The organism is Rhizobium sp. Root1203 (assembly GCF_001424945.1).
Taxonomy (GTDB): Bacteria; Pseudomonadota; Alphaproteobacteria; order Rhizobiales; family Rhizobiaceae; genus Rhizobium.
In genome coordinates, this window is the sequence record NZ_LMCW01000009.1 from 1 (window position 1) to 20922 (window position 20922).

Annotated in this window: 24 protein-coding genes and 2 pseudogenes; 11 read left to right on the top strand and 15 right to left on the bottom strand. The window is 58.6% G+C overall.

Features of this window, described 5'->3' with window-relative positions:
- Positions 1–164 precede the first annotated feature (164 nt).
- Positions 165–1544: an IS1182 family transposase gene (locus ASC97_RS08910; protein ID WP_057468006.1), complete on the top strand. Its 1380-nt coding sequence runs from the start codon at positions 165–167 to the stop codon at positions 1542–1544.
- Positions 1545–1686: 142 nt separating this feature from the next.
- Here the strand turns inward: ASC97_RS08910 and ASC97_RS08915 are convergent, their stop codons facing one another.
- Complete coding sequence (locus ASC97_RS08915; protein WP_156390328.1) at positions 1687–2109, bottom strand: hypothetical protein; 423 nt, start codon at positions 2107–2109, stop codon at positions 1687–1689.
- A gap of 307 nt (positions 2110–2416) precedes the next feature.
- On the opposite strand from ASC97_RS08915, the gene ASC97_RS08920 reads away from it, so the two are divergent.
- The 5 genes from ASC97_RS08920 to ASC97_RS08930 all read left to right on the top strand — a co-directional run bounded on the left by ASC97_RS08920 (position 2417) and on the right by ASC97_RS08930 (position 6239).
- Positions 2417–2929, top strand: a complete 513-nt coding sequence (locus ASC97_RS08920) for an SRPBCC family protein (RefSeq protein ID WP_057468008.1) — start codon at positions 2417–2419, stop codon at positions 2927–2929.
- Positions 2930–3187: 258 nt separating this feature from the next.
- On the top strand, positions 3188–3466 hold the full coding sequence (locus ASC97_RS32700) for a DUF4287 domain-containing protein (RefSeq protein WP_082529925.1): 279 nt from the start codon (positions 3188–3190) through the stop codon (positions 3464–3466).
- Positions 3351–3662 (top strand): sterol carrier protein domain-containing protein, encoded by a 312-nt coding sequence (locus tag ASC97_RS36205; RefSeq protein ID WP_156390334.1) that lies wholly within the window; start codon positions 3351–3353, stop codon positions 3660–3662. The genes ASC97_RS32700 and ASC97_RS36205 overlap by 116 nt, the downstream gene beginning before the upstream one ends.
- Before the next feature lie 226 nt (positions 3663–3888).
- Positions 3889–4389 (top strand): cupin, encoded by a 501-nt coding sequence (locus ASC97_RS08925; RefSeq protein ID WP_057468009.1) that lies wholly within the window; start codon positions 3889–3891, stop codon positions 4387–4389.
- Between the two features lie 797 nt (positions 4390–5186).
- Positions 5187–6239, top strand: coding sequence for a DUF2332 domain-containing protein (locus ASC97_RS08930; RefSeq protein WP_057468010.1), 1053 nt, complete (start codon positions 5187–5189; stop codon positions 6237–6239).
- A 303-nt stretch (positions 6240–6542) separates the two neighbouring features.
- On the opposite strand, the pseudogene ASC97_RS08935 reads toward ASC97_RS08930, so the two are convergent.
- Positions 6543–7174, bottom strand: a pseudogene (locus ASC97_RS08935) (tyrosine-type recombinase/integrase).
- 226 nt (positions 7175–7400) lie between these two features.
- Positions 7401–8132, bottom strand: a complete 732-nt coding sequence (locus ASC97_RS08940; protein ID WP_057468091.1) for a GntR family transcriptional regulator — start codon at positions 8130–8132, stop codon at positions 7401–7403.
- Positions 8133–8344: 212 nt separating this feature from the next.
- Here ASC97_RS08940 and ASC97_RS08945 point away from each other — a divergent pair, with 212 nt between their 5' ends.
- Both ASC97_RS08945 and ASC97_RS08950 read left to right on the top strand, forming a co-directional pair.
- The gene (locus ASC97_RS08945; RefSeq protein ID WP_057468011.1) at positions 8345–9358 is read left to right on the top strand and encodes an SIS domain-containing protein; all 1014 of its coding nucleotides are present in this window, start codon (positions 8345–8347) and stop codon (positions 9356–9358) included.
- A gap of 66 nt (positions 9359–9424) precedes the next feature.
- Positions 9425–10240, top strand: a complete 816-nt coding sequence (locus ASC97_RS08950; protein ID WP_057468012.1) for a PfkB family carbohydrate kinase — start codon at positions 9425–9427, stop codon at positions 10238–10240.
- A 3-nt stretch (positions 10241–10243) separates the two neighbouring features.
- Here the strand turns inward: ASC97_RS08950 and ASC97_RS35900 are convergent.
- Positions 10244–10393, bottom strand: a pseudogene (locus ASC97_RS35900) (DMT family transporter); the annotation flags it as partial.
- On the opposite strand from ASC97_RS35900, the gene ASC97_RS33850 reads away from it, so the two are divergent.
- Positions 10384–10548, top strand: a complete 165-nt coding sequence (locus ASC97_RS33850; RefSeq protein WP_156390329.1) for a hypothetical protein — start codon at positions 10384–10386, stop codon at positions 10546–10548. The pseudogene ASC97_RS35900 and the gene ASC97_RS33850 overlap by 10 nt on opposite strands.
- A gap of 31 nt (positions 10549–10579) precedes the next feature.
- Here the strand turns inward: ASC97_RS33850 and ASC97_RS08955 are convergent, their stop codons facing one another.
- From ASC97_RS08955 to ASC97_RS08970, 4 genes are all read right to left on the bottom strand, one after another.
- A complete protein-coding gene (locus ASC97_RS08955; protein WP_057468092.1) occupies positions 10580–11551 on the bottom strand; it encodes an amino acid ABC transporter permease in 972 nt (323 codons plus the stop codon).
- 17 nt (positions 11552–11568) lie between these two features.
- A complete protein-coding gene (locus ASC97_RS08960; RefSeq protein ID WP_057468013.1) occupies positions 11569–12849 on the bottom strand; it encodes an NAD(P)/FAD-dependent oxidoreductase in 1281 nt (426 codons plus the stop codon).
- Positions 12850–12908: 59 nt separating this feature from the next.
- Complete coding sequence (locus ASC97_RS08965; RefSeq protein WP_057468014.1) at positions 12909–13736, bottom strand: transporter substrate-binding domain-containing protein; 828 nt, start codon at positions 13734–13736, stop codon at positions 12909–12911.
- A gap of 576 nt (positions 13737–14312) precedes the next feature.
- Entirely contained in the window at positions 14313–14633 is a 321-nt protein-coding gene (locus ASC97_RS08970) for an ATPase inhibitor subunit zeta (RefSeq protein ID WP_244481422.1), read from the bottom strand.
- Positions 14634–14897: 264 nt separating this feature from the next.
- Here ASC97_RS08970 and ASC97_RS08975 point away from each other — a divergent pair, with 264 nt between their 5' ends.
- Together ASC97_RS08975 and ASC97_RS35135 are read left to right on the top strand one after the other, a co-directional pair.
- Positions 14898–15386 (top strand): GNAT family N-acetyltransferase, encoded by a 489-nt coding sequence (locus ASC97_RS08975; protein ID WP_057468015.1) that lies wholly within the window; start codon positions 14898–14900, stop codon positions 15384–15386.
- A gap of 178 nt (positions 15387–15564) precedes the next feature.
- The gene (locus ASC97_RS35135) at positions 15565–15828 is read left to right on the top strand and encodes a sigma factor-like helix-turn-helix DNA-binding protein (protein ID WP_443216735.1); all 264 of its coding nucleotides are present in this window, start codon (positions 15565–15567) and stop codon (positions 15826–15828) included.
- A 175-nt stretch (positions 15829–16003) separates the two neighbouring features.
- Here ASC97_RS35135 and ASC97_RS08980 read toward each other — a convergent pair whose 3' ends face one another.
- The 7 genes from ASC97_RS08980 to ASC97_RS09010 all read right to left on the bottom strand — a co-directional run bounded on the left by ASC97_RS08980 (position 16004) and on the right by ASC97_RS09010 (position 20312).
- Positions 16004–16219, bottom strand: coding sequence for a hypothetical protein (locus ASC97_RS08980; protein ID WP_057468016.1), 216 nt, complete (start codon positions 16217–16219; stop codon positions 16004–16006).
- Between the two features lie 230 nt (positions 16220–16449).
- A complete protein-coding gene (locus ASC97_RS08985; RefSeq protein WP_057468017.1) occupies positions 16450–17145 on the bottom strand; it encodes a type 1 glutamine amidotransferase domain-containing protein in 696 nt (231 codons plus the stop codon).
- 144 nt (positions 17146–17289) lie between these two features.
- Positions 17290–17679, bottom strand: a complete 390-nt coding sequence (locus ASC97_RS08990) for a tautomerase family protein (RefSeq protein ID WP_057468018.1) — start codon at positions 17677–17679, stop codon at positions 17290–17292.
- A 306-nt stretch (positions 17680–17985) separates the two neighbouring features.
- Positions 17986–18222: a tautomerase family protein gene (locus ASC97_RS08995; protein ID WP_057468019.1), complete on the bottom strand. Its 237-nt coding sequence runs from the start codon at positions 18220–18222 to the stop codon at positions 17986–17988.
- Positions 18223–18258: 36 nt separating this feature from the next.
- Complete coding sequence (locus tag ASC97_RS09000) at positions 18259–18891, bottom strand: DsbA family protein (RefSeq protein WP_057468020.1); 633 nt, start codon at positions 18889–18891, stop codon at positions 18259–18261.
- A 69-nt stretch (positions 18892–18960) separates the two neighbouring features.
- Entirely contained in the window at positions 18961–19674 is a 714-nt protein-coding gene (locus tag ASC97_RS09005) for an SDR family NAD(P)-dependent oxidoreductase (protein WP_057468095.1), read from the bottom strand.
- A gap of 194 nt (positions 19675–19868) precedes the next feature.
- Positions 19869–20312, bottom strand: coding sequence for a VOC family protein (locus ASC97_RS09010; RefSeq protein ID WP_244481423.1), 444 nt, complete (start codon positions 20310–20312; stop codon positions 19869–19871).
- Between the last annotated feature and the right edge of the window lie 610 nt (positions 20313–20922).

The window sequence follows — 20922 nt, forward strand, 5'->3', positions numbered from 1 at the left end:
CCTTTGCCTTGAAAGCCGGGCTGTGGTTCCGGCGCGGTCGTCTCGTCATGGTATCTCCTGTTCCCGGCATCTAAGCCGAAGTCAGGCAGAAATTCCACTTATCCCCGCTGTCCAGATTTCCCGAGCCAGCTTTATCGTCGCATCGATTTGCGGAGGATTGAGCGATGATGGGATGTCAGACAGCTCCAGCGCAGCTTTTCTACGACTTCTGCCTTGATGATCACGTTCCGGGAGATCACCTGCTGCGCGGGATTGACCGCCATCTCCAACTCGACAGTGTCCGGGCACAGTTGAAGCCTTTCTACAGTGCCACTGGTCGCCCCTCCATTGATCCCGAGCTTATGATGCGAATGCTGATCATCGGCTATTCTATGGGTATCCGCTCGGAACGCCGACTGTGCGAGGAGGTCCATCTTAATCTCGCCTATCGCTGGTTCTGCCGCCTCGGTCTGGACGGCAAGGTCCCGGATCATTCCAGCTTCTCGAAGAACCGCCATGGCCGGTTCCGGCAAAGCGATATCCTGCGGCATATGTTCGAGACGGTAGTGGAACGCTGCCTCGCTCAAGGGTTGGTTGGCGCGGAAGGATTTGCAGTAGATGCCAGCTTGATCGCAGCGGATGCCAACAAGCAGCGTTCGGTACCAGGCGCTGAGTGGGAAGCAAAGGAAGACGCTGGCCGCTCCGTCCAAGAGTATCTGGCTGTTCTCGATGATGCCGCTTTCGGTGCTGCGTCGCCCGTTACACCGAAGTTCATCTCCCCGTCTGATCCGGCCGCCCAATGGACCGGCGCTCACAAAGGCCATGCCTTCTTCGCCTACGCGACCAACTATCTGATCGATACAGACCACGGCGTCATTCTGGATGTGGAGGCGACACGGGCAATCCGCCAGGCGGAGGTGGGTGCATCCCGCACAATGCTCGAAAGGACCGAGAGCCGCTTCGGCGTGCGGCCCGATTACCTCGCGGCCGACAGTGCATACGGTTCTGCCGACAACCTCGCCTGGCTGGTCAACGAGAAGGAGATCGCGCCGCACATTCCGGTCTTCGACAAGTCAAAGCGGACGGATGGCACCTTCTCTCGTTCCGACTTCACCTGGGAAGCCGAGAAGGGGCAATACCTCTGCCCTGCCGGAAAGGAACTGAAGCAATTCCACCGCACTTACGACCCACCCAGATCGGGGATCACGGCCGAGGGTACCCGGCTTTATCGTGCAAGCAAGAAGGACTGTGATCAGTGCGAGCTGAAGCCTCGCTGCTGCCCGAACATGCCTATGCGCAAAATACCGCGTGATCTCAACGAGGATGCACGCGATGTCGCTAGAGCAATTGCCAAGACACCGGAATATGAGCAGTCATGGCATCGTCGAAAGAAGGTCGAAATGCTCTTCGCCCACCTCAAGCGAATCCTGCGGATGGCCCGTTTAAGGCTTCGAGGGCCGTGTGGCGCGAGAGACGAATTCCTTCTTGCCGCAACGGCGCAGAACCTGAGGAGGCTGGCAAAGCTCAGGCCTCAGACGGTACCGTTACCGCCTGAGGCGGCATAAACTGATAACCTGCGCTGAGGCGCGGGGCAGAACGCGAAGTTGTGCAGCGCCCAGAACAACGAAAAGGGCGAATGGAAAACTAATCGGTCGAGTTTTTCAACGATATCCGCCAACAGCGGTCATGAGGAGCTTGCTGTCAGCGTCAGGAAGCGACAAACAAGCGGATCGGCTTCACCACAAGCTCTGAAAACTCTGTGCATGCGGCACGAAGATCATCGATGCTGAAAGAATGAAGTATGCCGTCAGGTGCTGCGCAGGCGATCACCGCGCTGCCCTTGGTCCATGGGTCTGCGTGCAACGAATAGCTGCTGTGTGCGAGAAAGTTTCGGACGCGAGCGACTTTTTCAACTGGTTCGAGAAGCTCGTGCGCTCGGTCTGGATAAGTAGCCTTTATATATGTCCGCCAGTGAGAAATCACGGGGCCCTTCAAAATCTGTTCTTGAAGTCCAGCTCGATTCAGGTGTTCTCTCATCGTATTTTCGAGAAACGACCAGCAGACCAGTACCTGTCCAATCTCGAACTTGAGATCGTTCAATGTAGGGTGGATGGGTTCTGAAGCGCTCATCTTGCCTTTCTAGCCGACATTCTGACCTCCGAAAAGTCGCCGGCGAAAAGCGGTTACAGAAATGCCAAAACCCTATTAAGCAGGGCTTTCAGATATGCAGCCGGTGTACGCACTGGGCCGTCTTCCGCTTCGCGCGAGCAGGAGACATGACCTCGACGCGGACATCTTGATTGGCGGAGCCGCAGAATCTGGAGGAAGTCGGCATGCGACGACATTTTTTCGCGGTTGCGTGTCGGACTCCGCCTCCGTCGAACGTCGTCATGACGGGGCCACAAAAAGCTCGCCCGCCACGCCGAGGAGTAACAAGATGAAGCAAGTCACTAATGCAGACGGCACCCAGAACCGCACGTCGGTCGAGCGTAGAGGAGACCGCGAACTCGTAGTGGAACGGACATTCAACACGCCTCCGACCATCGTATTCAGGGCGTGGAGCGAACCTGAGCTTTTCCAGCGCTGGTGGGTGCCTAAGTCAGCAACTGGTGTCGTGCTCGTGTCGTGTCAAATGGACGTCCGTACCGACGGTAAGTATCGGCTGGAGTTCGGTGCCGGTGGTTCGGCAACGATGGCCTTTTACGGCAAGTATCTCGAGGTCGTGTCAAATGAGCGCATTGTCTGGACCAATGACGAAGGGGAAGAGGGCGCGGTCACGACCGTGACGTTCGAGGATCAGGCCGGAAAGACGCTGTTGACCTTCCACGAAATCTATCCGTCGACGGAAGCGCTTGAGGAAGCACTGCAGGGCAGTGCGGTGGCATTGCCAGAACAGTTGGAGCAGCTAGACGAATTGTTCACCCCCGAGACCCATCTTAGCGTGCAATGATGGAGATGGCTTGATCGTACCAACGGCGAGATCGATGTGTCGAGGAACCTATATGAGTAGAGAACAATGAAGTTCACTCCGCCCGCAATATGCTACTGAGTGACATACCGGTTTCTACATTAGAACAGTGATGAGATGGGTTTGGGCCGAGCCGCCGAAACGTCTCGCCGGATTTCGCCAAAGTGGCCGTAGATGGTGACAACGCTTCTGGTCATGTTATCCTTGTCACCTGATTTTGTCGGTGTTTTGAGGAATGTCATGGCAACAGATTCTGTAAAGGGTCCTGCTTCTTATTTTCCATCTATCGAGGCCAAGTACGGTCATCCAATCGGCTATTGGAAAGACCTCATTAGCGGCCAAAGCGGGAAAAAGCATATGGAACTCGTCACTTGGTTGAAGCAGGAGCAGCTGGATCAGGCCACTGGACCTAGGGAAATTCCTCAACGGCCGGACATATGGGCGCGGCAGTCGAGTAGTATTCCAAGTCACAGACCCGATCGTTCCCGACAACTCCGGGGTTTGGTCCTTGTCGGGTGACGGCGCTGTGCGTTGCAAGCAGACGCCTACATTCCAATTGTCACTGCAGACGATCACGGAGCTCAGCTTCGGCGCGCAGTCCGCGGCCGTTCTGGCCGCCGCGGGTCGTATCGACGCGGAGAACCGGGACATTGATGCCCTGGATGAAGCCTTTGCTACGGCCGCCGTGAGGCTACACTCCGGCATTTCGTTCTAGCTTAAAACGCTTTCGGTGCGTTTGTAGACCGCTTGCCCGTAGCCCTCCGCCCTGGTTGGCGGACCCGCGGATTTTTTTCTGTCATCACTGAGAAACTGGCAACGGCTTTCTCGATAAACTCTATCTTTTTATAGGCTTCGTGGCAGACGCTGACATTGGAAGGCCGAACCAAACGGCATCTGGTCCGTTGAATGTAAGGTTTGCGCAGTATGTCCTCGGAGGCGAAATGGAAGTCCAGCACGTGATCTTCGAAAAAAGCGATTGGGTACCGAATAACCCCTCGCTGCCGGTTCTGCTATATAAGTCCGTATTCATCACGAAGAACGGCTCAGAGGAATTTGCACGTCTGTTTACATCACACGGCTGGCAAGGCGTCTGGCGAAACGGCGTTTTCGACTATCAGCACTATCACTCCGGTGCTCACGAGGTCCTTGGAGTCGGAAAAGGCCAAGCGCGACTGTTGATCGGTGGGCCAACGGGTAGTGTGTTCGAAGTGAGCGCCGGAGATTGTATCCTTCTTCCTGCCGGAACGGGCCACATGAACCTCGGCGCAAGCGGCGACTTTGAAGTGGTCGGCGCTTATCCCAATGGCCAACATGCCGACATTCAAACCAACGCCCCGTCCAAGGAAGCTTCAGCAACGATTGTTTCGCTTCCCGTCCCCGAAACCGACCCGGTCCAAGGCGCGGCGGGCGCGATGATGACGGCCTGGCGGCGGGAGATTTGAGTAGCGCTAGCCCAGGGGTATTCTAGCCGCACCATGTCCTGGGGGTTGGCGGGCATCCAGAGCCGCCGCAGATGAAGGGGACTGCTAATCCTTCCTTGATCAACGTTTGACCAACATCGCGACCGTCAACCGTCAATTTCCCACAGCTCCTGCCGTAGTTGCACTTCCTGGTGCCTTCGGTACCTGCCTTACAAGAGCAACAACCAAGGCCACGCTCGTTGAGGTTGCTGTTGCCACCAGCTCCTTTAGTCTCGCTGAGGCGCGATTGCCCAAATCAGCTTCCCGCGAGCATTTTGGTTCGAATTTTTCTGGCGTGTTAAAGCCGACCAGTCTGACCCGCGTTCCATCGTTCAATTGGATAGTGTCACCGCGGGCCGAGGAAGGTGATTATCCCGACTTCCTCAACGAGCCTTCAAAGGTCCAACCCAGCTGAGGTCGACGCACCAGGCTCGGGCGGCTGTCTCCAAGCGTCTGAATCTCTCGACATGAATGCCTGCTACGATATATAATAAAAACCTCGTGATGAACAAATTCGCCCGTTCGGTGGGCGCTTGGTATGAGCCGACTACGATAAGCATCGTCCACCCATACCAACTTGCTGCGAAGCTGGCCTTGACGCATTCGCCTGAAACTTTGCGCTGGTTCCGGGCCGATCACCACACCGGACTATCCGGCACGCCTCCGTAGGATTTGCAGCGCGGCCGCGAAGGCCGATGTAGGTTGAAGGACGATGAGAAAGTTGAATCTGATCCTACACGGCCGTGGCCACCTTATATCAATGGAAAGCTGGTTGCTCGATGGGCCAGACTGACCCTCCCGCCGCAGTCCTGCGAAACCTCGAAGCCCAAGCCGCCATATGCGATGCGCTCGGTTCGCCCTTCTCTGCCAAGGTCTGCCGCGCGCTTGCTGCGGGATTGGATCACTCGACCGCTACCGGCCGGCGCGCGCTCGGCTGGCCTGGCAACGCGACGGCCGACGCACTGGCGCTGAGGCTGCTGGGTGCCTTGCATGGACTCGTGTTGCGCGGCGCTGACGAAGCACTCGTTGCAGTGTATCCGCCGCGAGAGGTTGCCGATTCCAGGCTTCGGGAGGCGGTCACTACTGCGATACGACAGCACGACGAAGGATTGTGTCGGGCACTCGACAGCGTGCCGCAGACCAACGAGGTCGCTCGGTCGGCAATGCTGTTGCCGGGCTTCCTCTCGATAGCGCGAGAGACCGGTGTGCCGCTGGAAATTGCCGAAATCGGCGCAAGCGCCGGGCTGAACCTCAACTTCGACCGTTTCCACTATCGTTACGGCACTGCCCAATGGGGCAGCTCCACTTCGCCGGTTCGCCTCGCACCGGAGCTCCGCGGCAATGTTCCACCGCTCGATGGAGCGCTGACGGTTTCGGCGCGCTCTGGTTGTGACATCGCGCCGGTTGATCTCTCGAACGAGGCTGCACGGCTTCGCCTCAGATCGTTTATCTGGGCCGACCAGGCCTCTCGACTTCAGCGACTGGACGCAGCGACCGGGCTGGCAGTGGCAGCACCCGTCACGCTGGTTCAAGCCGACGCGGCCGATTTCTTGCTGCAAAAACTGGCTGCGCGGTCAGAAGGTTCGGTTTTCGTGATGTTTCATTCGGCTGTGTGGGACTACATGCCCCACCCAACGCGGGATGCAATCGAGGTGGCCATACGCCAAGCCGGCACTGTAGCCACGGAACGATCTCCGCTCGCCTGGCTTTCCGTAGAACCGCTCGCCGCCGGCGCGCCACATGCGGTGCTGCGGCTAACAATTTGGCCGCGAGGCGAAACCAGGCAACTCGCTGCCTGCGACCACCATGGTCGCTGGATCGAGTGGCTATAGGAACTGAGCGCCAGCGACCCGCGGCTGCTCCGCTATTGGGTCGCCCGGACGGCCCGCTGTCGGCAAAGCTCTTCGGCGATGTTGCGCGCCTCACAGGCGGGCTGCGAAGATACGACCTCGCACCACTCTCACACTGCGATGTTGGCGCAAAGCAGCCTCGGCCACCACATTTGTAATGTCCGCTTTCAGGCAATGGCGGCTACGAACTCAACGGCCGACGTGAGGGCGCAAAGCAGATCGAATCCTGTGAGAAGGTCTAGCAGCGAAAGGGCGCGGCCCCACGATGCGCAGGGCCGTTCCCCTTCAGATTTCAGTCCGCTCTGCCAGTTCCAGTGCATCCTCAATATCGACGCCGAGATACCTGACTGTGTTCTCAATCTTGGTATGGCCAAGCAGGATCTGGATCGCTCGAAGGTTACCAGTTGCCTTATAGATCATGGCAGCCTTCGTTCGCCGAAGGGAATGCGTCCCGTAGTCCTCCCAACGCAACCCAATAGCAGTGACCCACTCATCGACCAGTCGGGCGTATTGCCGAGTGCTGAGATGATCTGTGTAGTCTACTCGACTGGGAAAGGCATAGTCATCGACTGTTCCTCCTCTTCGCTGAAGCCATGCAAGCAGATTAGCTCTGACCTCGGTCGTAATCTCGAACTGCACGGGGCGTCCAGTCTTCTGCTGGACGACCATCGCACGAGTTCGAATTTCGTGGCCCGTGACGAGGGTCCCGATTTTCATTTTTACCAAATCGCAGCCGCGGAGCTTGCTGTCGATGGCAAGATCGAACAGTGCACATCTCTCATCCTTCCCTCTCGGTCGAGAAAGAAGCGGACGGCCCAAATCTGGCGCTGCTTCAGGGGCTTCTTGACGTCAACTTGCTTGCCTGCGTTCCAAGCCGGTCGATCCAGCGCAGCAGGATCATATTGTGAGATACCCATTTCAGTTCTCCTATGGCCACCATTCGCCGGAGGGAGAACGCACTGCTCTCGGTTCTATGACGGGGCCGGGAGGGGACTGTGCGCTGTTGGCATACGCAACGGGAAAGCGGACGCTTCGGCCCTCGGCGCCAAGGTCTTGGCTTAGCCGGAACGGATATCGTCACAAAATCCCATACCGTTTGAGTAGGATGTCTCTTAACCTGCACTTCAAGCTTGGCGTTGATCCTTATTTTCTCGCCAGGCTGAACACGAAGTGGCTGCCTCGGTGATAATCAATCGCGTAGATCACCGGTATGCCGGCAGCATTGAAGCAGGTTTCGGTGATCAGGAGAGCCGGGCCGAAGTCCCTTAGATCGTTGCGCTCGACAACGTCGTTCGGCAGCACGACGGCGGATACGCTCGCTGCCGACATTCGTGGCTTGTTCTTGTGCTCCTCGAGCAGCGTGAGCAGCGAACCGTTCCAGTCGATGTCGTAGAGACGGGCGGAAATGAGGCTGCGCGGCACGTAATCGACGCAGTACATGATCGGCTCATCGCGGTGGAGCCGTAGGCGTTCGATGCGGATCACGCGATCCGAGACCCGCATCTGCAATTGCCTTGCGACGAGCTCATCCGGCGCTTCTTCGGCAATGGACAGCACCTTGTTGACTATCTCATAGCCATAGTGCCGGACCATGTCGGTCACGCTCTCAAACACCGTAATCGGCCGATCGACTCGCACCGCGGACATCGGCGAGACGAAGCGGCCGCGGCCATGTTCGGCATAAATCAGGTTGTCTTGTTCGAGGAGTTTTAGAGCCTCGCGGACGACGGGACGGGAAATCCTGAAGCGCTGGGTAAGTTCGGCCTCGGTTGGCAGCTTGTCACCGGGCTTGAGGCTCGCGTCGCGGATGAGATCTAGGATCCTGTCGCGCAGCTTGATCACAAGGGTCTGTTTATCACGCAAGGGCTCGTCCAAGACCGCAATCCTCTCTACCGCCGTCGTAATGTGCTTGTCTGACATTGGCGGCGTGGTCAACAAATTTCTGGTGTCCCAACGGCGTTACATCAACCAAGGGTATTGCTAATGCCAGTGCAAATTCACGGTCCAGTTATTGACACATCTAAATCGAGATGTCAGTTGTCTTACAACATTGTCGGTGTTAGTCGCTGACACTAACGGAGGCTTGCATGCTGAATTTTGACGAACAGAGGTTTCTCCGCATCCAGTCCGGCGCGGTGGCCCTGCGCGAACGGTTGGACCGGGTGATCGTCGATTGCCTGGCCGCCGGTGCCGAAAACATCCATTTCCTTGGAACGGGCGGCGCGGCGATCCTAATGCAGCCGGCAGCCCAATTGCTGCTACGCCAGTCGCGGTTTCCCGTCTTTATCGACATGCCGGCCGAGCTGGTCCTGACCGGATCGGCAAACCTGAATGGCAAATCGATCGTCGTCATACCCTCGCTGTCGGGCACAACGAGGGAAAGCGTGGCACTCCTCGCCAAGGCGAAGGAAGCCGGCGCTACGGTGATCACTCTGGTCGGCCATGAGGAAACGCCGATCGGCAAGGGTGGCGATCATGTCTTCGTGAACTTCGCCGAGGACGATACGTCCTGCGAATCCTTCTATCTGCAATCGCTGTTCATCGCGCTTTCGATCATGCGCCATCGCGGGGAGATCGGGAACTACAATCAGATTGCGGGTGAACTCGACAGGTTGCCGGCGCTGCTACTCGAAGTGAAGCGCGCTTACGAGCCGAAGGCCGAGGCTTTTGCGAGGGTGCTGGCCGGAGCCGAATATCACATCATCACCGGTGCCGGGAATGTCTGGCCGCAAGCCTTCTATTACGGCATGTGCATTCTCGAGGAGATGCAGTGGATCCGTACTCGGCCGGTGCATGCATCCGATTTCTTCCACGGCACGCTGGAACTGGTCGAGGAGGGCGTTTCCGTCCTCCTGTTCAAGGGCGAGGATGCCTTGCGTCCACTGGCGGACCGGGTGGAGAATTTCGCACCTGAATATACCGACCGGTTGACCGTGCTCGATACGGCCGAATTAACGCTGCCCGGCATTTCACCCGAGGTCCGCGGGCTGGTCTCGCCAGCGTTGCTCGCCACGGTGCTCGAACGCATCAGCGCGCATCTCGAAGTCATGCGAAATCATCCGCTGACAACGCGACGCTATTATAAGCGGGTCAACTATTGATGCGAGTTTGACAGGGCGCCGCGAATACTCCTAGAGGCAGGCGCGGCATTGTCGGGGAAGACCTGTATGAAGAGACTTCGCATTGCAGCGGTTGGCGACAATTGCATCGACAAGTTCCTGTCGCCGTCGATCGGCGAGGCACTTGTTGGCGGCAATGCGGTAAATGTCGCAGTACATCTCGCGAAGCTTGGCCATGAGGCATTCTATCTCGGAGCCGTCGGCCCTGATGTCGATGGCCGGCGGACGCGAACTGCCCTGATCGAGAACGCCGTTGCTGTTGCGCATATGCAGGAACGGCTAGGCAAGACTGCCCATACGGACATCGAGGTCCTGCCGTCGGGCGAGCGCGTGTTTCTGTTTGAGGATTTCGGCGTCTGCGCTGGCTACCGGCCATCGGAAGAAGATATCGCCGCGCTGAAGACCATGGACCACGTCCATATCGGTTGGCTGGATGATGGCGGTGCTCTGAGACACACGCTCGCTGCAGCCGGTGTCAGTGTCTCGCAAGATGTCTCCGTCAACGCCGACCCGGCCAGTCTCGGCATTGAGGGCCTGACGATCGCCTTTGGCTCGGCGGGCGAGGACGACACGGCGGTCGAGGCGATGATCGACCGCTTTCTTTGCGCTGGTGTTCGGGTAGCAGTGGTTACGCGGGGCTCGAAGGGGTCGGTGGCGGCGACGCTTGAAGAGCGGGCCGAAACGGGCATCATGCAGGTCGAGGTCGTAGACACCACCGGCGCTGGCGATAGCTTCATCGCGGGATTTCTGTCCGTGCATGTTGGCGGTGGATCGTTGCAGGAAGCGGTCGAGGCGGGACGAGAACGGGCAGCGCTCACCTGCTGCCACGTCGGCGGCTTTCCACAGAAGCCGACGGCGCTGTGATGCCTATTTCAGTACCAGCCAGCCGGACAGAATGATGATCAGCGCGCCAGCGATCGTGTAGGGGTTGACCGGTGCCGCAAAAAGCAGCGCGCCATAGAGGCACCCCCAGATGATCTGGCTGTACTGAAACGGCGCCACGACCGATGCCTCGCCGCAAGCAGCAACATCAGCCCGACAATCGTGGTGATCAGCGTGATCTGCGGCGCCGGCAGATCGATCGCCAGCAGCTTGATCAGCGCATCGGCACCGGAAAACACCGCGAAGGCAAGAACGGCGATACCGGCGGCACGCCTATTGGAGCGTCCTGACGAAGGTGTAGCCGAGAGTTCCGGTAAGGTCTCAGCGGACATTGAAACGGCCGAACCGCTCTTCGATGCGGGATTGGGTATATTCCAGCCCAATGGAAAGCAGCCAATAGATCATGGAAGCGGTGATCAGCATTTCAATATGGCGGAACTCGGTCTGTCCCTGGGTGCGGGCGAGATACATGATCTCCCATACGCCAACGACCGACACAAGCGAGGAATCCTTCAGCATGGCAATAAACTGGTTGCCGGTCGGCGGGATGATGATGCGCATGGCTTGTGGCAGAATCACCAGGGCCATGGTCTGGCTGGGCTTGAGACCGAGCGCGGTCGCCGCTTCCGACTGGCCCCTGTCGATGCTTTCGATGCCGGCGCGGAAAATCTCGGTCATATAGGCGCCATAACAGAGCGACAGGGCAAGGATGCCCGCCGGTATCGCGCCGATGACATAGCCGACCTGCGGCAGGCCGAGATAGATGATGTAGATCTGCATGAGCAGCGGCAGGCCGCGAAAGAGCGAAGTGTAAAAGGTCGCAAGCCCATAGATCACGCCGTTGCGCGAGAGCTTGGCAATAGCACCGGCCAGCGCGATTACGGTGGCGACCGCGATTGAGATCGCCGAAATGAACAGCGTCGTTGTGACGCCCTGGGTGATGAGGAAGCCGATTTTCTTGGCGATGAAGGCGAAGGAAAGATTGAACGAATAGAAGAAGAGCATTAGCAGGACGAAGAGTTCGATCCACACGCCGATGATCTGCCAGCGGCGCGGCAGGAGCCGCAGCAGCGTCCAATTGGCTGCGAGAATCAGGGCGATCAGCAACGAGGACATAAGGCGGCTGGCGAGCGGATTATCGGTCACCCATGGCGCACTCGACGGCAGCATATACCCGAGCCAATGCGAACTGACACCAAGCTGGAACAGGCCGAGCGTAATCACCAGGATAATCAGCGCCACGCCGAGGCGCCTCACGGCATCAGGATAGGTGAGAATGAGTCGAGCCAGCATGCGCTGCGTCCCTTGGTTCAGGCAGTGCGTTCGCGCCACCAGTCCTGTGCTTGAAGTTTCCAGTAGGTGAGCTGCGCCACGGCAAGGCCGGCTACGCCTCCTGCCCAGACCAGGCCGAATGGCGCAAACAGCTTGTAACGATCGCTCTGGCCGAGGATGGCCTCGGCCACGAGTTTGCCGCCGATCGCGGTCGTATTGAGCCCGTGGCCGCCGAAGGCCGTGCAGTGCCAGACACCGGGCTCGACCTCGCCGATCTGTGGCATCAGGTGGCGGGCATAGGACATCAGGCCCGACCAGGCGAGTTCTGTCTTGAGACCCGAGAGCTGCGGATAGGTGCCGGTCATCTCGCGGCGGAGTTCAGCAACGACGCCGGCCGTGGAGGCAGCGCGTGTGGTGATCCGGCCGCCCCAGAGGATGCGTTTTCCATTGTCCACAAGGCGGTAGTAATCGCCGGCGCGGCGGTTGTCGCCGATCGCGTCGCGGGTCGCGATCGCGTTGGCGATCAGATCAGGCGCCTCCTCGCTGACCATCACATAGGTCGCGATCGGCAGGAAAGCGCGCTGGAGCCGCGGCTCCAGGCTGCCGGTGTAGCCGCCTGTCGTGAAGACCATGTGCCGGGCTCGGACTTCGCCACTGGCGGTGCGCACGCGTTTCTCCGCGCCCGAAAGGCTGGTCGAGATCGCCGCCGAACCCTCGAAGATCTTGCCGCCGAGCCGTTCGATTTCGGCCGCGATGGCGCGGAGATAATTCAGCGGATGCATGTGAAAGGCTTTGGGATTGCGGAGCGCCTGAAAATATCGTTGCGACTTCAGCACCGCCCGCACCTGCTCGGTGTCGAGATAGTCAAGTTCGTAGTCGTAGTCCTTGAGCAACTGCTCGCGGTAGGTCTTGAGCGACGCGGCATCATCATGGCGCAACACACTGGTGATGCCGGGCTGCGGCGCTGCACTCTCGATATTGAGATCGCGGATGGTGTCGCGGATGAAATCGACGCCCTCCGTCGAGAGATGGAAGAGCTTTTTGGCATCATCCTTGCCCGCCGTCCGCGCGATGTCATCGCTGCCGGTGGCGAAGCCGGGGGCTACGAAACCACCGTTGCGGCCGGACGCGCCGAAGCCCACGATCTCGGCTTCCAGCACGACCACTTTCTGGCCGGCGCGGACGAGTTGCAGCGCAGTTGTCAGACCAGCCAGCCCTGCGCCGATCACGACCGCGTCGCAATCCTCCGGCCCAGAGAGTGAAGACCGCGACCGATCTTCGGCAATAGTTCGCTTGTAATAGGTATCGGGGTAGGACATTGCACGCTCTTCGAAATGGAAAGGCACGGGCGGGCAAACCGCCCGTGCGACGCCGCAAATCAATCTGCGCTATAATCCTTGCCGTACCACTTGGTGGTCAGCGTGGCGAGCGTGCCATCCTTCTTCATCTCGGCGATGATGCCGCCGACCTTCGCGGTCCAGTCCGGGTCGACCTTTTCGGCGATCACGACGAGCGGCTCGCGGAAGGCATACTCGCCTTCGATAACGCGGACCGGATAGCCGTTCTTGATCGCGTTCTTGGCCGTCTGTTCCGGCGCGATAACGGCGGACAGGCGAACGCCGTCACCGAGGCGAAGGTCGTCGAAGGGCAGCATGGAATCGGCGAACGTGCGCACTTCACCGGGCTCGAGCTTGTATTCGATCGGTGGAACGCCCGGCGCGTCTATCTCCAGGCGCCGATTGATGAAATCCTCCGAGGTCGTCGCGGTCTCGACGCCGATCACCTTGCCGTTGAGGTCGGTGACGGTCTTGGCGGTATTGTCCTTGTGCACGACATAGACATAGGGGCTGTAGTAATAGACGCCGACGAAATCAATCACTTGCGCACGCGGTTTGGTCGGTGTCACTGAGCCGACGCCGAGATCGTAGCGGCCCTGCCAGCGACCGCCGGTGAGCGTCGCCCAATCCGGCGTTTCGAAGGTGATTTCGACGCCAAGACGCTTGGCGATCTCGCGGGAAACATCGATATCGAAGCCGACCATCTGGTTGCTGTCGTCAAGATAGCTCTGGGGCGGCCAACCACTGTTGGTGGCGACGACCATTGCCTTCTTTTCCATCACGCGATCGAGCGTCGCCCCAGCTTGAGCCTGCGTCGAAAGCGTCATTGCGGCCGCACCAAGTGCCAGCCATGTCAAAAGTCTCCTCATCGAGATCCTCCCTTTCCATCACATGAAGTATGTAAGATGTCTGACAACGTAGATGAAAGGAATGTTATGGCGCTGTCAATAGCCACTCTGCGCCACTGATACGCCAAGCAGTAATGCACGCGCTTGCCCCACTATTCCTTTCACAAGAAGCGTTACGTCGGATCGCCAGGGGCTGGCAGACAGGATGGAAGAAACGCCATGCTTAGAAATTGCGACGGAACATCGCATTCGAGGATCGACGATGGTCTGCTTTCGGTAAAAGCCCAGAAAACCTCAACGACCGATATGAGGGCGCAAAGCGGTCATTCGCGCCAAGATCGTCAAGTGGCAGCTTTGGGGCCGACAGCAGACCAATGCCCTCGGCAGCATCGCGCTAGTTTCGGTCCTTCGCCTCCAGGTAAGCTCGCAGTCGGAGGATCGAAGGCTCCGGTACTCACGGAGGACAGGAGGCATCATGGCGGCGCGTTTACGCAAGATCGCCGGCTGGTCATCGGGTCTTCGCCTCAGAACGCCCTGGTGAGTGGCGCGGGGGACTGATGTGCTCCTACCACATAAGCAGGAACTTAGCACGGCCACCTATTTCATCAGGCTGCGGGCGATCTGCACAACGGCTCCATCGCTGGCATCTGCCCCCTTCGTCTGCTTCCCAGCTTGCAACCACGACGCAGTCATGACCTCCCGGACATCTTCGTCGCATGGAGGGATGCCGGCCTCATGGAAATCCCGACGGATCGCCGCGAGTATGTCGTTGCGGTGGACGTCGAGTGCATCCCTTGCGAGACTATCAGAGTAGGCTTTCGCCTCTTCGCGACCAAGGCCCATCTTGCTGGCGGCCCACATGCCGATCAACTTGTTGCGCCGAACCATTCTCATGGCATCTGTGCCCATCGCAGCCATCGAAATCTCCTCACTTGGCCTCTAAGTAGACTAGCACAAATCTCAAGCACGGATTGCTCTTAATCGCTCCCTGGTTCCGAACTATCCGACCGCTTCGGGCCCGACAGCCGCCAACGCGTCTCGGACGGAAAGCGCCAAATGTAGTCGTCAGGATAAGCTTTCGTGTGTGGCAGCTCTCGACCCCATTTCGGTCATTTGTCGTCCAGAAGGAACGTCTACTTCGAGCCCCATACCTTCCGGCTGGCGATTTGCTAAACTGTTCGAATGATGACACCCAATCAATACAGTTTTCGCAAGGTGACGCCGGATGATCTCAATATGCTCACGGGATGGCGATCGAACGCACATGTCCGTGAATGGTGGGATTCAGATGAGCCATACGACGAAGCGGACTTGGCTGATCCCCGGGTAACGCGCTGGATTGTTTCGAATGCCGGACGCCCGTTTGCGTTCATGCAGGACTACGCAGTTCACGGGTGGGAAGAACACCATTTTGCCCATCTTCCCAAGGGCTCGCGGGGAATTGACCAATTCATCGGAGACCCCGAAATGATCGGCGTTGGGCATGGATCAGCCTTTATCACTATGAGAATGCAGGCACTCTTTGATCGGGGGACACCTGTGATCGCCACGGATCCGCATCCAAAGAACTCACGGGCGATAGCCGTTTACAAGAAGCTGGGTTTCGAGCCGTTTGGACCACCGCAGAAAACACAATGGGGTCTGATCTTGCCCATGTGCGCTAAGAAATAACCCTCGCGCAGGACACGGCAGCTCCGTCCGCAAAGCAGCCGTCCGAAAAACTGAATTACCACGGCAGCTTCCATCCCTTTTCCGATCACGCGCCCTTCCTCAGCAAAGCGAAGCAGGATGACGGCCTGGCGGCGGGAGATTTGAGTGAGCGCTAGGTCGGGGGTATACTAGCCACACCATGGCCTGGGGGTTGGTCGTGCTCGAACGGCTCTCTCCGCCAGAGCGAGTGGCGTTCGTGCTCCACGATTTGTTCAACCTTCCGTTTGAAGACATCGGGCCAATCATCGCCCGAACACCCCCCGCCGCGAGGCAGCTTGCGAGCCGGGCGCGTCGGCGCGTTCAAGGCAAACCTGAGGCCACAGCGGCAGATCGGTGCGGCATGGCGAAATTGTGGGTGCCTTTTTGGTGGCGTCACGCGACGGCGATTTCGCCGCCCTGTTAGCCATGCTCAACCCTCACGTCGGACTGAGCGCTGACACCGCGGCCATAACGGCGAGCCGTGAGCGCGTCAGCACAGCGAGGGAATACTGGCGCCCGAGATCCGAGGTTACGAACGCGTGGCGAGGTTATTTCACAAGCAAGCGCGCGCCTCGCCAAACCACGGAGCAAGCTGGTTTTCACCAATTTCCTGGATCCGCAGTGTGATCGCTTGCCGCAAACTCATCCGCCTGGCTTTGATCCAGCCTCACGTCTAGCGTCGAGTTAGTGTCATCGCGCACCGAGAAGGTAAGCGGCGCCGGCCCAATGGTGAGGCTTTGATACATTAAAAGCGCGGCCTCTTCTGGAGTATCCGCTTCGATTTCCTGCACTACAGTTACGACAAATTTGCGCATCGATTTCGGCTCTCTTCTGGTAGGTCCCGGTTCTCGATCAGCAGCCCTTTTGAAGGACTCAAGATGTCCGGCGTCGGTCCGACAGAGCATCCGGAAGGGCTCGATGCGTTCCTCGAAACAACTCCGTCATTCTTCCCGCGAGTCGACACCGCTTTGTAGTCGCGTCAACCTTGGGAACAGGCCGCTAGATTGTCATCTTGCGGCCTTGCTTGTCTAGTTAAGAACCCTTCCTAAGCGGCGGTTGCCTTAGCGCCGGTAAGGAGCTTGACGAGCGCCTGCGCTCCCGCGGTAGAAGATGCCGGGTTTTGCCCCGTGATCAACCTGCCGTCGGTAATTGCGAAGCTCTCCCAGTTTGCCTTCTTCTCATAAAGACCGCCCAGACGTTTGAGCTCGTCTTCAACGAGGAAAGGCACCACCTTCGTCAGTTGCACCTCCTCCTCCTCGCCGTTGGTGAAGCCTGTCACCCGCTTACCCTTAACGATCGGCGCGCCTTTATAGGTTACGCGATGAAACACCGCCGGCGCGTGGCAGACTGCCGCCACCGGTTTGCCGGAGTTGTAGAAGGACTCGATCAGTTTGATGGATTCCGGATTATCCACGAGGTCCCACATAGGACCATGGCCACCAGGATAGAAGACGGCGTCGAAGTCTTCGGACCGGACTTCGCTCAGCTTCCTGGTGGTCGCAAATATCTTCTGCGCGGCCTCGTCAGCTTTGAACCGCGCCATGGCGGGCGTCTGATTTTCCGGCAGATCGCTCTTTGGATCGATGGGAGGTTGACCGCCTTTGGGGGACACGAGTGTTAAGTCGACGCCTGCATCTCGGAAGACGTAGTACGGTGCAGCGCCCTCCTCCAGCCAGAAGCCAGTCTTGCGCCCTGTGCTTCCGAGGATGTCATGCGAGGTGAATACCATGAGGATCTTCATGCTAGGCTCCTTCTACTTCTCAGTTTTCGCAGCCGGTCGGCTGCGCGATTGGAAGCATGTCTAGGATTGGCGAGTTTTGCATTTGTACATTGGTATCGCCGATACCTTGGTGTTGGTGAAAGCACTGGGACCGCGGTATGGCTTTCAGAGCTCGCCTGTCAGGAACTGTGCGGTGCCCATGCCGAATGACCAGTCCTCGTCCGAGTTGATAAGCAATGAGACCATCACGTCGGATGGCGGCACGTCGCAACGAGCCTGAAGCGCGCGGGTGAGGTTTGAATAAAAAGTCACCTTCGCATCGCGAGATCTCGGACGGCTGGTGATCTCGAGCAGGATGAATTTCTCGGTCCGAGCGATGTCGAGCCCGGTGTCGAGCGCGCGAAAATGTGACGCCTGGTGTTCTTGAAGGATCTGGTAGCGGTCTCTCACCGGAACTCCGAAAGACTGCACGACGACGTCGTGAACCGTGTCAAGCAGCACATCGATCTCCTGCGACTGACGACCTTTCAGGACATGGATTTTGACGAGGGGCATTGGCGTCTCCAAATTGCCGAAAACAGTGTCGCCGAGAACTGTCCTCCTGCTAGGGGGCCAAGGCTATTGCACGATGGTATTTCCGAAGCCTCGATGGCACGGAGAAGTGATGGAGAATCCTTGCCGCGACACCTGGCGCGCCGGGTCGCTGGAAAAGCCAGCTCGTTCACAGCATGCTCCGCATCCTGTTTACCGAGCCAAGAGCTTCGGCTTCTTGCGCTCCTTTAGATCCAGTCGGTACCGAAAATGCACGCCGCCGGTGATCACCGACGGCGTGGAAGTTCTTTCCTCTGGAATACCGTGACGTCAGGCGTTGCCTCCAGCCTTCTTCTTCCGGTATTGGACGGTTGGGAGGCCGCCCCAGCCCCAGTTGTCCAAGTCGACTTCCTCAATCACCACGTAGGTCGATTCTAGCGGCTTGTTGAGGACGTCGAGCATGACCTGGCTGACGCCGGCGATGATTGCGGCTTTCTCCTCGGGAGTGACCGAGGTGCGATCAGGGGTCGTGCCTTCACGGGTTACTTGTACGGTGACGATCGGCATTTCCTATTCTCCTTGTTCGATAACCTCGTCGATCTGCTAGGCGGTAATTGCAGCGAGGTGCTTCTCAAGTTCGTCGACATGCGCATATCCGGCGCCGACCTTCCTGAGAGTTCCACCCTTCTTCAAGAACAAAGTCGGAAAGCTCGAAACACCCAGGGCGCGTACGGACGCGAAGTCTGCCGCCGCCTCTTCCACCGTGCTTCGTTTATTCCACTCTGCCAGGAATTCTTCCGAGCTGACGGGATAACCGAGTTCGGCGAGCGCGCGAGAACCGATCTCAGCCAGCACGGCGCCGTTCGTCGTATCGAGCGCGTCGACGTAGAAGCCATGCTGGAATGCTCGGAAAACGCTCAGAAGATCCGCTTCCGGCCTGAGAATGCGGGCGGTCACCACTGCACGGCACACGGGTTCGGTGTCGTACACGAAGCCTTTTCTGGCGAGAAGACCTTCTCGGTCGAACGCTACACCGCTGGCTTCCTCGACCTTGCCCCAGTGGTGCAGTCTGAACTGCTTGCCCGCGTCGTCGAGAACGTCTGTCGCGCCCGCGCGCAGTCCACCGAGGATTATCTTCAGAGATACGTCCGGACGCCGCTCAAGCAGCAGCCCCATTTGCTTGCCGAATCCATAGCACCACGAGCACATGGGATCGGCGGCCAATACGAGTTCCATTGTATTTCCTTTCAGTGTCTGTGGTGTGCGTGGCACGTTCACGCCACGCACCTGGTCCCTAATCGAGGCCTACCAGCGACCAGCGTTCTGACCACCGTCGACGTGGAGGATCTCTCCGGTGACGAAGCTAGCGCCCTCAAGATAAATGACCGCGTCGACGATATCGCTGATCTCGCCCATGTGGCCAACGGGATGAAGGGCCGACAGGAACTCGTGGGTCTCTGGAGCATGCATCGGCGTCTTGATGATGCCAGGAGACACGGCATTCACCCGGACGCCTGTCTTGGCGAACTCGATCGCCAGTTCCTTCGTGACGGCGTTAAGACCGCCCTTGGTAAGCGAAGCAAGGGCCGTGGGGACGCTCGACACCGGCTGGTTTACAAGGCTGGTCGTAATGCTGACGATGTGGCCGGAGCCCTGCTTAAGCATCTCCCTCGCAGCCCGCTGGGTGATGTGGAAGAAGCCCGAAACGTTCACGCCGAAGTTCAGATCGTAATCTTCCTGAGTGAAGTCGACGAACGGCTTGGCAGTGAACACGCCGGCGTTGTTCACCAACGTGTCGATCCGACCGAAACGGTCAATCGCCTCGCGGACGACGCGCTCTGCAGTCGCGGAATCGGAGATGTCACCCGCCACGGCATGGACGCCGTCGTCGGACCCTTGCTTGATTGAACGCGAGGTGGCGACGACGTGGTAGTTCCGCGCGCGGTAGGCGCGCACCAAACCTTCGCCAATGCCCTGCGATGCACCGGTGATGACGGCGACCTTCTGCTGATTGCTCATGATATACATCCTTTCAATTGCATCGGTCCTTTGGGGGCCGCCCGTCGCCCTCGGCGTCGGTACTAATGATTTAGATGCTTTCGACCATCGGGAGAATTGCTAGGCAGCGGCATTCACTCAACCGTTTTCCGGCATGACCGTGAGCGCGCTCGTCCTTGGCGGTGGACAGGGTCGCTATCCCCACACTGCCTTAGTTAGCTCCCCCTTGCGCCCAGGCAGGTGGGTCGTGATTTCCTGAACAGTCCACTGGTTTCCATCCGGGTCATTAGAAAGAAATACGATGCATAGCTTTTCCGCTCCGGATTCAGTCCAGCCGTGATGCCCACGCCGTTGGAGTGATGAAAAATTCCGCCAACGTCATGGAATGGTTCGCTCGTTTCGACGCCTCGGGATGCGAGGTCGGCACATGCTGCCGGTAGATCCAAAACAACCAGGTGCAATCCCCGCGATGAACCGGCGGGGGCCGTGGTTATGTTCTGCCCGAACACTACGGAGCATCCAGATCCAGGCGGAGTGAACTGCACGATGCGGTAGTCGTCGCCTTGAAAATCAATATCGAAACGCCATCCGAGAGCTGCGTAAAAAAGTTTGCTTCGGTCGACGTCGGAGACGGCGATCACCGCAAGCTCGAGTGTCATCGCAACACCCGAGAGGGTCTGCGGGGCTGCCTTGCTGGATGGTCCCTCATTCGCTATCCATATCAGTGCTCCTTGGAGATGATCGCCGACGGATCCTAAAGGTGGCGACCCGGCCCAAGCTTATAAACTCGCACCACACCCGCCATTGCACTTAGGTATCGCCGGCTGGGAGCAAGCAGGACGCCGTTGGTTGGATGTACGACATCATCGTACCGTAGCACCGTTGAGCCGATGAAATCATTGTAAGCCTCCGTCGCGTTAGCCCAAGGCTGCGGCGAAATCCAACGGTCATCCCAGAACGGGCGTGTCAAATGGCAAATACGACAACCGTAGCCGAACCTTCCGAGCCCCGCTCGGCACCGCAGGAGAACTGCACGAACGAGGCAGGCACTCGACCTTGCGATAGAGGCCTTCGTACCAAGGTCAAAAACAGGGAAGCCACGGGCTGGTTTGCTTACAAGCACGAAAGTGCACGTGGGCCACAGCGGCTCGCTTCCTAAAGCTGGTCGAGCATACACGACCGTGGCCGTGGCCAGCGAAGGTCCAATACCAAAGTGCACTTATGGGGGCTGCGCGGACGGGTTAGCTTTACTCATCGCCCACCCCTCCT